Source organism: Apibacter adventoris (genome assembly GCF_002964965.1).
GTDB classification, from domain to species: domain Bacteria; phylum Bacteroidota; class Bacteroidia; order Flavobacteriales; family Weeksellaceae; genus Apibacter; species Apibacter adventoris.
This window is the reverse complement of record NZ_PSZN01000004.1, coordinates 108,226-120,583: the sequence shown is the minus strand read 5'-3', so window position 1 is coordinate 120,583 and position 12,358 is coordinate 108,226. Positions and strand designations below refer to the sequence as shown.

The window sequence follows — 12,358 nt, the reverse complement described above, 5'->3', positions numbered from 1 at the left end:
TTTAATTTTGTCAAAATTAAGTACACTTGATATTTTTTATAAGTTTTTTTAAGTGTGTTTTCATTGCTATTCATTAATATATAATTTTTTTTAAATTATATAATCAATTCCAAAGATTAGGTTTAAATTGTGTTTATTTATAATTGCATTTTTTTGACTTGTCTTATTTCTATGGAAGATTTTATAATTTTACTGAAAAATTTATACTAAACAAATTTTCTTTTTTGAAAGATATTAACAATCATAAATTGAAGATGAAATAACTCAAATATTTTTCCTTTTTTGTAAAGTGAAAAACAGTCACTTAGATTTAATTTTAAAGAACGCGAATACTCAGAATATATAAAATAATATACTTTTAAATTTAATATTAGCATTAAAAGATTATGATAGATGATAAAAATATTTTTAAAACTCCTATCTCAGAATATGGTGAATTTGGAATTATTAAACATCTTACTAAAAATTTTGAAATAAGAAGTCCTTTTACTGTTAAGGGCATCGGCGATGATGCCTCTGTATCTGACCCTAAAAATAAAAAAGTATTACTTTCTTCAGATATTTTAATAGAAAATGTACATTTTAACCTTGCTTATACCCCTTTAAAACATTTAGGTTACAAAGTTGTAATTGCCGGAATTAGCGATATTATTGCTATGAATGCTTCTCCACAACAAATCCTCATATCTATAGGAGTTTCTAATCGCTTTCCCGTTGAAGCCTTAGATGAAATTTACAACGGAATTCATATAGCTTGTAAACACTATAATATTGATCTTATTGGGGGAGACACTGTATCTTCTAATTCCGGATTAGTATTAAATGTAACTGCTGTTGGATTTGCTGATGAAAATGAAATAGTTTATAGAAAAGGGGCCCAACCAAATGATTTGTTAATAGTAAGTGGAGATTTAGGGGGAGCATACTTTGGTTTACAAGTACTGGAAAGAGAAAATGTAGCCTACAAATCTAACCCTAATTTACAACCGGATCTAAGTGAATATTCATATATTCTGGAACGACAGCTTAAACCGGAAGCTCGTACCGACATAAAAAATCTTTTGAAAGATATGGATATACACCCTACATCAATGATTGATATTTCTGATGGTCTGGCTTCAGAAATACTTCATCTGTCTGATCAAAGTAATGTCGGATTTTCTCTTTATGAAGAAAAAATCCCTATAGATAACCAGGTTATAACTACGGCTGAAGAATTTGGTATTAACCCTATTACAGGTATTCTAAACGGAGGAGAAGATTATGAATTATTATTTACTCTTCCTATTACAGAAACTGATAAAATAAAACACAATCCAAATTTTAGTATTATAGGACATGCTACACAGGAAATAAAAAACGTTCTGATCACGAAAGGAAATACCCAAATAATTCCACTTACAGCCCAAGGCTGGGAAGCTTATTTAAATAAAAAATATACCTCTAAGTAATTTCAGAAAGTTCCATTTGCATATCCAAAACAATTTGCTATATTTGCACCTTTAAAATAAAATTAATCAGGGACGGGTTCCCTAAAAATCAAAATTAATGGCAGTAAAAATTAGATTACAAAGACACGGAAAAAAAGGTAAACCTGTTTTTCACATTGTAGTAGCAGACTCAAGATCTAAAAGAGATGGTAAAAACATTGAAAAATTAGGAATTTACATTCCTACTACAAATCCGGCAACCATTGAATTAAATGTAGATAAAGCAGTTAACTGGCTAGAACAGGGAGCACAACCTACTGATACCGCTAAAGCTATTCTTTCTTATAAAGGCGCTTTATTAAAAAAACATTTAAACGGAGGTGTGAAAAAAGGAGCTTTTTCTGCAGAAGAAGCTGAAAAAAAATTCCAAACTTGGTTAGAGGAAAAAGAAAAAGCTATTCAGGCAAAGAAAGATCAATTAATGACTTCTAAAGAACAGGCTAAAAAAGACAAACATGAAGCTGAAAAGAAAGTAAGTGATGCTCGTTTAGCAGCTCAACAAAAAGCACAAGAAGTTGCAGAAGAAAATGATGCCGAAGAAGTAGTGGAAGAAATAATTTCAGAAGATGAAGCTGCAACAGATGCTTCAGATAACAAAGAAGAATCTCAGGCTTAATTCATGAAAATAGAAGATTGTTACTATTTAGGCACAATCACTAAACCCCATGGACTAAAAGGTCATCTGATAGTAAAATTAGATACCGATGTACCTGAAATTTACAATAACTTGGAATCAGTATTCTTATATATTAATGGAATATTGGTTCCATTTTTTATATCAGAATGTCAACTTATAAATTATAATTCATTAAAAATAAAATTTGAAGATTCTAATTCCATTTCTTTCAATCTTATTGGAGTAGAACTTTATATGCCTCTTAACACTTTACCTGAACTTAAAGGAAAGCAATTCTATTATCATGAAGTTATTAATTTTAATTTAATGAATGAAAAAAAGGAAGTTATTGGAACTATTATGGAAATTAATGATAATGGACCTCAACCTCTATTTAAAATTAGAACCTTACATGATAAAGAATTATATATTCCTATTATAAACGATTGGATAATTGAAGTTAATAGAGAAGAAAATTTTATTTTGATAAATTTACCAGAAGGAATTTTAGATTTATAATTGAGAAAAATTATTTCATCTGTATTAAATTTCTTTTAATAATTTTATAATGTAAAAAAACTACTATTTAACTAAAGTATTTTATTAGTAACAAATAATCTTAAAATGGAATATCTAGATTTTGAATTACCTATTAAAGAATTGGATGAACAACTTGATAAATGCATTGCAGTCGGAAAAAACAGTGGTGTAAATGTTGCTTCTACATGTAAAGAAATAGAAAATAAGATTCAAGAAACCAAACATAGCATATATGATCATCTAACTCCTTGGCAAAAAGTTCAACTATCTCGGCACCCTAACCGCCCCTATTCTTTGGACTATTGTTATGCACTAACAGATAATACTTTTATAGAACTCCATGGAGATAGAAGTTTCGCTGATGACAAAGCTATGGTTGGTGGATTAGGAAAAATAGATGGAACTACCTTTATGATCATTGGCCAGCAAAAAGGCAAAAATACAAAAGAAAGACAATACAGACGTTTTGGTATGCCCAATCCTGAGGGATATAGAAAAGCTTTACGATTAATGAAAGTAGCTGAAAAGTTTAATATTCCGATATTAACTTTGATTGATACTCCCGGAGCCTATCCAGGGCTAGAAGCAGAAGAAAGGGGACAAGGAGAAGCTATAGCTCAAAATATACTTCAAATGTGCACAATTAAAGTTCCTATTATATGTGTTGTTATTGGTGAAGGAGCTAGTGGAGGTGCTCTGGGCATCGGTGTGGGTAATAAAGTTTATATGATGGAGAATACTTGGTATTCTGTTATTTCTCCGGAAAGTTGTTCTTCTATCTTATGGAGAAGTTGGGAATATAAAGCACAAGCTGCAGAAAACTTAAAATTAACAGCGGAAGATTCATTAAAATTAGGTATCATTGATGATATTATAAAAGAGCCTCTTGGGGGTGCTCATTATAATCCTGAAAAAGCCTATGAGGCATTAAAAAAACAAGTACTCTCTGCCTATACTGAATTAGAAAAGATGTCTCCAAAAGAAATAGTAGAACATAGACAAAACAAGTTTATTAATATAGGTATATTTAACGGATAATTAAATTATTATATATAAGCACTAACCTTATTTATGGTTAGTGCTTTTTTTATTCTTTATTTTAAAATAAATTTTATACCCTTACTTCTTAATATTCAGAATTTATAAATTATATTCTTAGTATATTTCTTGTTTACTGTATACTAATCTTATTTAAGAAAATGAATCAAACGAAACATATAAAAATCATAAAAGAATATGTCAAAGAAAAACTATCTATGGATAGTTCTGGTCATGATTATTGGCATATAGAAAGAGTAGTAAACAATGCTCAAAAAATATTGCCTTTTGAAACTGCTGATAATTTAAAGGTAATTGTATCTGCCTGGCTTCACGATATAGGTGATTATAAACTGAATAACGGAAAAGATAAAACCAAAGAAATCGTTTTTCCTTTACTTATTTCTTTAGAATTTTCAGAGGATTTTGCGGAAGAAATCATTCAAATTATTTCTGAAGTATCTTATAAGGGAGGTCATAATTCTACTCCTTCTTCTTTAGAAGCAAAAATTGTTCAAGATGCTGATAGATTAGATGCTATGGGTGCCGTTGGTATAGCAAGGGCTTTTGCATATGGAGGAAGCAAAGGAAGAGAATTATATAATCCTGAAGAAAGTCCTAATGAGTATATTGATATGGATTCATATAAAAAAAATACTTCTTGTACAATAAATCATTTTTATGAAAAACTATTAAAGTTAAAGGATTTAATGAATACTGAAACTGCTAAAAAAATAGCTTTAGAACGACATAATTACATGATAAATTTTTTAGATGAATTTCATAAGGAAGTTTTATCTACTATATAATACAAAAACCACCTTATATACAAAGGTGGTCTTCACAATAACAAAAATTACAATTAGTTATTTTACAAAGCTGAAATATCAACTTTGTAATTTTCTTTATTTACCGGATATTTTCCTGTAAAACATCCGAAACAATGATTTTTACTCCCTAATATTTCATATAAACTTTCTAAACTTAAAAAATCTAATGAATTTACTTTTAAATATTCTCTTAACTCTTCCCGTGTTTTATTAGAAGAGATTAAATATCTTTTATCCGGAGTATCAATTCCTAAAAAACAAGGGGCTATAATGGGAGGAGAAGCACTTCTAAAATGTATTTCTTTAGCACCGGACTCTTTCAATATTTTGACTAAACGTTTGGAAGTTGTTCCCCTTACAATACTATCATCTATAATTACTATTCTTTTACCTTTTATTTCAGAGTGTATAGGATTTAATTTAAGGTTTACAATTCTTTCTCTCATCTCCTGGGTAGGAATTATAAAAGACCTTCCTATATACCTATTTTTAATAAGTACCGGCATAAAAGGAATTCCTGATGCTTTAGAATATCCTATCGCAGCAGGTACTCCGGAATCAGGTACCCCTATAACCATATCTGCATCAACAGGGCTTTGTTCATATAATTTTTTTCCACTTTCCATTCTTACTTTATGCACTTCTATATTCTCAATTATGGAATCAGGACGAGCAAAATATATATATTCGAAAGAACAAATTCTCTGTTGAGCTTTTTTAAATATAATTTCGGATCTTAATCCTTCTTCATCTATTATTATCATTTCTCCCGGAAGCACATCTCTAAAAAACTGTGCTCCTACTCCATCTAAAGCACAAGATTCGGAAGCTAACACATAAGTATTTTCATCCATAATTCCTATGCATAAGGGACGTATACCATTAGGATCTCTAAAAGCTACTAATTTATTTTCTGTAAGTGCTAAAACAGAGTAAGCTCCTTCTATATTGGTAACTGTTTGTTTTATTGCATTTTCTATACCTTTATCAAGATATTTTTGAATAAGTCGTAACATTACTTCTGTATCTGAAGTAGCTAAAAAGTTTATTCCTTCTTGTTCTAATTTCTTTCTAATAGGCTCGATACAAACCAAATTACCGTTATGTGCTATAGACAATATTGTTTTATCATATTGATTTTTAGCAAATAAAGGCTGATAATTATATCTTTTTTTATCTCCTGCTGTTGTATAACGTGTATGTCCGATCGCTGCATTTCCCTGGAAATCTTCTGCGCTTTCTACTGATTTAAAAGCATCAAGTACCAATCCTTCTTGTTTTACTGTATGTATGAATCCATCTTTTAACACGGAAAATCCACATGCTTCTTGCCCTCTGTGTTGCAAGGCAAAAAGTCCAAACTGTACTAATGAAAATGTATCTATCTTTTGAGTAGAATATACTCCAAATACTCCACACTCTTCTTCCGGAGAATCATAGAGAAGATTCTCTGCAGCTCTGTATTTGTTTCTTTTATAATAATCCCTATGCATTAGTAATAATTAAGGTGCATATTTAAGAAATAATTTTTTTAATTCTATTTAGTATTTCATGGTATGCATTTTCTACGTCACCTAAATCTCTTCTAAATCTATCTTTATCCAATTTTTCCAATGTATTTTTATCCCATAATCGGCATGTATCCGGACTTATTTCATCTGCTAATAAAATTTCTCCTTTAGAATTTTTCCCAAATTCTATTTTAAAATCTACTAAAATAATATCCATTTTAAGGAATATTTCTTTTAAAAGATCATTAATTTTTCTTGTAATTTTAAAAATTTTATCTAATTCTTCATAAGTAGTCACTCCAAGTGCTACTGCATGATCATTATTTATAAGCGGGTCTCCTAATTCATCTTTTTTATAACAAATTTCTATGATGGTTACCGGAGATTTGGTTCCTTCTTCTATACCTAAACGTTGAGCCATACTTCCGGCAATATAATTTCTTACAATTACCTCTAAGGGAATTATAGATACTTTTTGTACCAATTGGTCTCTTTCATCTAATTTCTTAATAAAGTGTGTAAAAACTCCATTTTTTTCCAAATATTTAAAAATATAAGTAGAAATTTCATTGTTCATAATTCCTTTATCCGCAATTGTTCCTTTTTTCTGAGCATTAAAAGCAGTTGCATCGTCCTTATAATGAACAATTACTTTATCTACTTCATCTGTAGTGTAAACTTGTTTGGCTTTGCCTTCGTATAGAAATTCATTTTTTTCCATGGTTTGTTTTTTTAAATATTTTTTTGTACAATCTGGTTTTCATCAACACTTTTGGAATTAAGATTATATACTTTGTTTAAAATAATCTACTGCTTTTTTAAATATGTTGTGATACCTTGTACCGGGTATATTGATCATTAATCCGTCTTCAAATCTTTCAGGATGTCCCATTCGTCCATATATCTGTCCACATTTGCTCACCAATCCTTCTATAGCATAAACAGATCCATTAGGATTATGCGGCATATTTATCGATGGATTTCCTTGAAAATCTACATATTGAGTAGCTATCTGATCGTATTTTATAAGTTCTTTTATATTTTTTTCATCTGCATAGAAACATCCTTCTCCATGAGAAACCGGAATGGTATAGGTTGCATCTTTCATTCCTTTTAACCAGGGGCTCCTATCTGAAACTACTTTAACTGTAACCATTTGAGAAACGTGTCTTCCTATTTTATTATGGGTAAGAGTTGGAAAATAGATTTCTGAATCTTGTATTTTTCCATAAGGTAATAACCCGGATTTAACCAGAGCTTGAAAACCGTTACAAATTCCTAAAATTAGTCCTCCTCTTTGTAATAAATCATGAACTTGCGTTTTAATTTTTTCATTTTTTAATATAGAAACCATAAATTTTGCTGATCCATCGGGTTCATCTCCTGCCGAAAAACCGCCGGGTAACATCAAAATCTGAGTGTTTTGCAATTCCTTTTCAAAAACTTGAATAGAATTGTTTAGTTTAGTTAAGTTTAGATTGTTGATAAGTACTGATGTTACCCCTGCGCCTTCTTCTTCAAACGCCTTTATACTTTCATATTCGCAGTTAGTTCCCGGAAAAACAGGAATTACGACTTTAGGTTTTTCTATATTTTTTTTAATAAAAGGGTTATTTTTAGGTTCTTTTTTTGGAATGTTATATTTCTGTATTTGTTTTATTATCGGAATTTCCGTGGCAAAAATTGGTTCTAAAGTATCTTTAAAAGAATTTTTAAGTTCGTCTAATATAAAATTTTGAGAATTAATTTTTAATATAGGTTCATGAATTACTTTTCCTATTTCATAGATTTCTGGGTATATCAATTTTTCGGTACTCTCAAACAACAATGATCCAATAGTATATATTTCATTTTCAATATCTACCTCGACCCCTAAATCATTTCCAATAGACATTTTGGCTAATTCTACTGCGGGATGTGAATTTTTAATGGTTTTTACAGAAACAATTTTTTTATGTAAAATTTGTTCATGTATCCAAGAATAAATTTTTTTCAGCTGAGTATAATTCGGCATTTCATCTTCTAATGGAAGATGCTTAAATAGATAAATTCGATTATTTTTTTCTTTCAGTTCCGGAGATATAATATGGTTCTTATCTCCAATAGCACAAGCGAAAGAAATTAGTGTAGGCGGAACATTTAATTCTTTGAAAGTTCCTGACATACTATCTTTACCTCCAATAGCTGCACACTCAAAAGCTAACTGTGCTTGTATTGCCCCTAAAAGTGCAGATAAAGGTTTTCCCCATTTTTCAGGATCCGTACCTAGTCTTTCAAAATATTCCTGAAAACTAAATCGTATCTTTTTATAGTCACCTCCTAAAGCAACCACCTTTGCTACTGACTCTACTACGGCATAAGCTCCGCCATGTAAAGGACTATTTTTAGCTATTTGCGGAGAAAATCCCCAAGTGGCTAAAGAAACCGTATTTGTTTTTCCTTTCTGTATAGGAAGAGTTTGAACACTGCCTTCGGCCGGAGTTAATTGATTTTTTCCTCCCAACGGCATTAAAACTGTTGATCTTCCTACAGAATTATCAAATTTCTCAATTAATCCTTTTTGAGAACAATGTTCTAGTGAGGATAATTCTTTTTTTAAATAATCTTGAGTAAGGAGTATTTTCTTATTTTGAAAAAGTTGATTTTTTATCTTTACATGTGCTTCTTGAGTTTTAGCTGAGCCATGAGTGTCTAAAAAATCTCGAGATAGATCTACTATTTTATTACCTTTCCAATACATTTTCAAAGTTTTGTCTGATGTAACTTTAGCTACTTCTACAGCTAAAATATTTTCTTTTTCAGCCAGCTCTATAAATGTGTTAACGTCTTTAGGATCCACAACCACAGCCATTCTTTCTTGAGATTCTGAAATTGCCAGTTCTGTCCCGTTTAATCCCTCATATTTTGTAGGAAGTACATCTAAATTAATTTCTAAACCTTCTGCCAATTCTCCTATAGCTACGGAAACTCCTCCAGCTCCGAAATCATTACATTTTTTTATTAATTGAATAACTTTCTTATTTCTGAAAAAACGTTGAATTTTTCTTTCTTGTACAGCATCTCCCTTCTGAACTTCTGCACTCATAGTATGAATGGATTTTTCATCATGTACCTTAGAAGATCCGGTAGCTCCACCTATTCCATCTCGGCCGGTTTTACCTCCTAAAACTATGACTTTATCTCCTTCTATCGGTTTTTCCCTACGTACCCAATCTTGGGGCACAGCTCCTACAACCATTCCTACTTCCATTCGCTTTGCTTTGTAATCTTCATCATATATCTCGGAAATATGGGTAGTTGCTAATCCTATCTGATTACCATAAGAAGAAAATCCATCTGCTGCTTTTTGGACGATTTTCCTTTGAGGAAGCTTATTTGGAAGGGTTTTGTCAAATGATTCCAAAGGATTTCCTGCCCCTGTAACTCGCATAGCCTGATATACAAAAGCCCTCCCACTTAACGGATCTCTTATGGCTCCTCCTATACAAGTAGAAGCTCCACCAAAGGGTTCAATTTCTGTAGGATGATTATGCGTTTCATTTTTAAACAAAAGATACCAAGGTTCTTCTTTTCCGTTGACATCTACATTTACTTCAATAGTGCAAGCATTAATTTCATCAGAAACTATTAAATCTTTTAATTTTCCCGTTTGACGAAAATATTTCCCAACTATCGTGGCTAAATCCATCAGATTAATAGGTTTATGTTCCCTATTTAGTTCTTTACGTAATTTAAGATACTGTGAAAATATTTTTTCTAAGGTCTCTTTAAAATTTCCCTCAAATCGTATATCCGTCAATTCGGTCATAAAAGTAGTATGACGACAATGATCACTCCAATATGTATCTAAAACTTTTAATTCAGTTTCTGTAGGATCTCTCTGTATTTGACTAAAATGCTTCTGAATAAACTTAAGATCGTCTAAATCGAAGGCTAAGCCTTGCTGTTTATAAAATTCTGTGAGTTGGGAATCATTAAAATTCATAAAGCCTTCATATTTTTTTATCGATATTGGTTTTTCCGATTTGGTATTTATTAAAATATTCAGGTCTTTTTCTTTACTGTCTACAGAATTGATAAGATATTTTTTTATAGAAGATATATCTTCTATCCCTTGAATATCGTATAATTTTGCTGTTCTTACTACACAACTTGTATTACCGGTTAAAACGGCTATCAATTGCTGTGCAGAGTCAGCCCGTTGATCGTATTGTCCCGGAAGATATTCTACTGCAAAGTGTGTATTTTTTGCCGGATTATTTATATGTAAAATATCTGTAACTTTATCTACAAAAACATTAAATAAAGATTTTTGAAAGTCTTGTTCAGAAATTGTAAATAAATCGTAAATGAGATATACTTTTAAAGAAGTAATTAGAGGATATATTAGCTTAAGTTCACTAAATAGGTTCTGACTTTCCCAATCAAAATTATCTCTTTTTTCTATAAAAATTCTTTTGTCCATATTTTAATTTGACTTTTCCCCTTTTAGTCTCTATAATTAAAAATTAACAAAAGAATGCTAATTAACATTTATAGAGACAAATTTACGGTTTGTCGTAGAAACGTTTGCCCATATTGCAAACATATACAAATGCTTTTTAAATTTATAATATTTGTTACGTACAAATATACGTTATAATTTTTTACATCTTATTTTTATTTTAAAGATATTATTAACCTATTTCCTTTGATTATTCCCTCTCTAATTTTTCATATGCAGTTAATTTAAAATAAAAATATTATAAACTACTTCCTTGATTTATAAAAAGATTGTCTCTTCTAAGTAACTTCCAATATCATTATATGTTGCCTATACATCACTATAAAAATACAGAAAAAACAAGAGAGGGAAATGAGTAATTTCCTAATCCTGTTTTTACACTTTCAAGTTTGTATTAATTCCAATCATATCCTTATATTTCTTCAAAATAGGATTAACTTCCTGATCTAAAAACTCTTCTGTTTGTTCGGGAGCAAATCCAATAAAATTGATTGGATTCAATAGTTGTAACAATTTTTCTTTATCTATATGTACTTTTTCATCTGCAATAATCCTTTCTATCAGATCATTGGATTTCCCTTCGATTTTCACCTGCTTAGCTGCTTCCATAGAATGAATACGTATAATCTCATGCAACTCCTGGCGGTCTCCTCCATTTTTTACTCCTTCCATAATAATATATTCTGTAGCCATAAACGGAAGTTCCTCGTTGATATGTTTCTCTATCATTTTTGGATAAACAACAATTCCATCCAAAATGTTATTCCATATAATTAAAATGGCATCTACAGCTAAAAATGCCTGAGGGACACTTAATCTTTTGTTTGCAGAATCATCTAACGTTCTTTCAAACCATTGAGTAGAAGCTACCATGGCGGGAGAAGATGCTAAGGATATAACAAATTTAGCGAGAGAAGATATTCTTTCGGAACGCATCGGGTTTCGCTTGTATGCCATGGCACTGGACCCAATCTGACTCTTTTCAAATGGTTCTTCTATCTCTTTAAGGTTTTGTAATAAACGCAAGTCGTTAGTAAATTTATGTGCTGACTGGGCTATATTGGAGAGCAACTCCAATGCCTGAGCATCTACTTTACGATCGTAGGTTTGTCCGCTTACTTTAAAAACATGAGTAAATCCAAATTTTTCTGAAAGTTTTCTATCCAGTTCCTTTACTTTGGAAAAATCTCCATTAAATAATTCCTTGAAGCTGGCAGCTGTGCCGGTAGTTCCTTTTACTCCACGGAACCGTAACGTATCTATGCGAAATTCTAATTCCTCTAAATCTAATAAAACAGACTGAAGCCATAAGGTGGCTCTTTTACCTACAGTGGTTAATTGTGCCGGTTGGTAATGGGTAAATCCTAAGGTAGGGAGTTCTTTGTATCGTAAAGCAAAATTATGCAAGCCGTTAATTACATTTACTAATTTTTTCTTTATTAACTCAAATCCGTCACGAATTTGTATAAGGTCTGTATTATCTCCCACAAAGGCAGAGGTAGCCCCCAAGTGTATAATCGGACGTGCGGCAGGAGCTACATCTCCATAGGCATGTACATGTGCCATAACGTCATGACGAAATTTTTTTTCATATTTTGCCGCTTTATCAAAATCAATATTTTCCACATTTTCTTTCAGCTCATTTATTTGTTCTTCTGATATATCCAGCCCCAATTCTTTTTCTATTTCTGCCAGAGCTACCCATAATTTTCTCCAGGTTGTAAATTTTTTTTCCGGTGAAAAATTATATAACATCTCATCACTACAATAGCGGCTTTCTAACGGATTCTGATATTTATTCATTATAGTTTATTGTTTAGTTCTAAAAA

At 30.9% G+C, this 12,358-nt stretch carries 9 protein-coding genes and 1 riboswitch; of the genes, 5 read left to right on the top strand and 4 right to left on the bottom strand.

The annotated features are described in order from the left end of the window. Positions 1-386 precede the first annotated feature (386 nt). The 5 genes from thiL to C4S76_RS03020 all read left to right on the top strand — a co-directional run bounded on the left by thiL (position 387) and on the right by C4S76_RS03020 (position 4,493). On the top strand, positions 387-1,451 hold the full coding sequence (thiL, locus tag C4S76_RS03040; protein ID WP_105192528.1) for a thiamine-phosphate kinase: 1,065 nt from the start codon (positions 387-389) through the stop codon (positions 1,449-1,451). Positions 1,452-1,548: 97 nt separating this feature from the next. Next, positions 1,549-2,106 (top strand): 30S ribosomal protein S16, encoded by a 558-nt coding sequence (locus C4S76_RS03035; protein ID WP_105192526.1) that lies wholly within the window; start codon positions 1,549-1,551, stop codon positions 2,104-2,106. A 3-nt stretch (positions 2,107-2,109) separates the two neighbouring features. Beyond that, entirely contained in the window at positions 2,110-2,625 is a 516-nt protein-coding gene (rimM, locus tag C4S76_RS03030; RefSeq protein WP_105192524.1) for a ribosome maturation factor RimM, read from the top strand. 105 nt (positions 2,626-2,730) lie between these two features. Continuing rightward, positions 2,731-3,684 carry an acetyl-CoA carboxylase carboxyltransferase subunit alpha gene (locus C4S76_RS03025; protein WP_105192522.1) on the top strand — a complete coding sequence of 318 codons (954 nt, stop codon included), beginning with the start codon at positions 2,731-2,733 and terminating at the stop codon, positions 3,682-3,684. Positions 3,685-3,845: 161 nt separating this feature from the next. Continuing rightward, entirely contained in the window at positions 3,846-4,493 is a 648-nt protein-coding gene (locus C4S76_RS03020) for an HD domain-containing protein (RefSeq protein ID WP_105192520.1), read from the top strand. Between the two features lie 62 nt (positions 4,494-4,555). Here the strand turns inward: C4S76_RS03020 and purF are convergent, their stop codons facing one another. The 4 genes from purF to purB all read right to left on the bottom strand — a co-directional run bounded on the left by purF (position 4,556) and on the right by purB (position 12,332). Next, entirely contained in the window at positions 4,556-6,007 is a 1,452-nt protein-coding gene (gene purF / locus C4S76_RS03015; RefSeq protein ID WP_105192518.1) for an amidophosphoribosyltransferase, read from the bottom strand. A gap of 22 nt (positions 6,008-6,029) precedes the next feature. Beyond that, positions 6,030-6,746, bottom strand: coding sequence for a phosphoribosylaminoimidazolesuccinocarboxamide synthase (gene purC / locus C4S76_RS03010; RefSeq protein ID WP_105192516.1), 717 nt, complete (start codon positions 6,744-6,746; stop codon positions 6,030-6,032). Between the two features lie 63 nt (positions 6,747-6,809). After that, positions 6,810-10,490 (bottom strand): phosphoribosylformylglycinamidine synthase, encoded by a 3,681-nt coding sequence (locus C4S76_RS03005; RefSeq protein WP_105192514.1) that lies wholly within the window; start codon positions 10,488-10,490, stop codon positions 6,810-6,812. Positions 10,491-10,541: 51 nt separating this feature from the next. Beyond that, positions 10,542-10,639, bottom strand: a riboswitch (purine riboswitch). Between the two features lie 265 nt (positions 10,640-10,904). Next, the gene (purB, locus tag C4S76_RS03000; protein WP_105192512.1) at positions 10,905-12,332 is read right to left on the bottom strand and encodes an adenylosuccinate lyase; all 1,428 of its coding nucleotides are present in this window, start codon (positions 12,330-12,332) and stop codon (positions 10,905-10,907) included. Positions 12,333-12,358 lie beyond the last annotated feature (26 nt).

Excerpts from the sequence above, each read along its gene's own strand:
- thiL (WP_105192528.1), top strand. The coding sequence starts at position 387 with ATGATAGATGATAAAAATATTTTTAAAACTCCTATCTCAGAATATGGT.
- C4S76_RS03035 (WP_105192526.1), top strand. The coding sequence starts at position 1,549 with ATGGCAGTAAAAATTAGATTACAAAGACACGGAAAAAAAGGTAAACCT.
- rimM (WP_105192524.1), top strand. The coding sequence starts at position 2,110 with ATGAAAATAGAAGATTGTTACTATTTAGGCACAATCACTAAACCCCAT.
- C4S76_RS03025 (WP_105192522.1), top strand. The coding sequence starts at position 2,731 with ATGGAATATCTAGATTTTGAATTACCTATTAAAGAATTGGATGAACAA.
- C4S76_RS03020 (WP_105192520.1), top strand. The coding sequence starts at position 3,846 with ATGAATCAAACGAAACATATAAAAATCATAAAAGAATATGTCAAAGAA.
- purF (WP_105192518.1), bottom strand. The coding sequence starts at position 6,007 with ATGCATAGGGATTATTATAAAAGAAACAAATACAGAGCTGCAGAGAAT.
- purC (WP_105192516.1), bottom strand. The coding sequence starts at position 6,746 with ATGGAAAAAAATGAATTTCTATACGAAGGCAAAGCCAAACAAGTTTAC.
- C4S76_RS03005 (WP_105192514.1), bottom strand. The coding sequence starts at position 10,490 with ATGGACAAAAGAATTTTTATAGAAAAAAGAGATAATTTTGATTGGGAA.
- purB (WP_105192512.1), bottom strand. The coding sequence starts at position 12,332 with ATGAATAAATATCAGAATCCGTTAGAAAGCCGCTATTGTAGTGATGAG.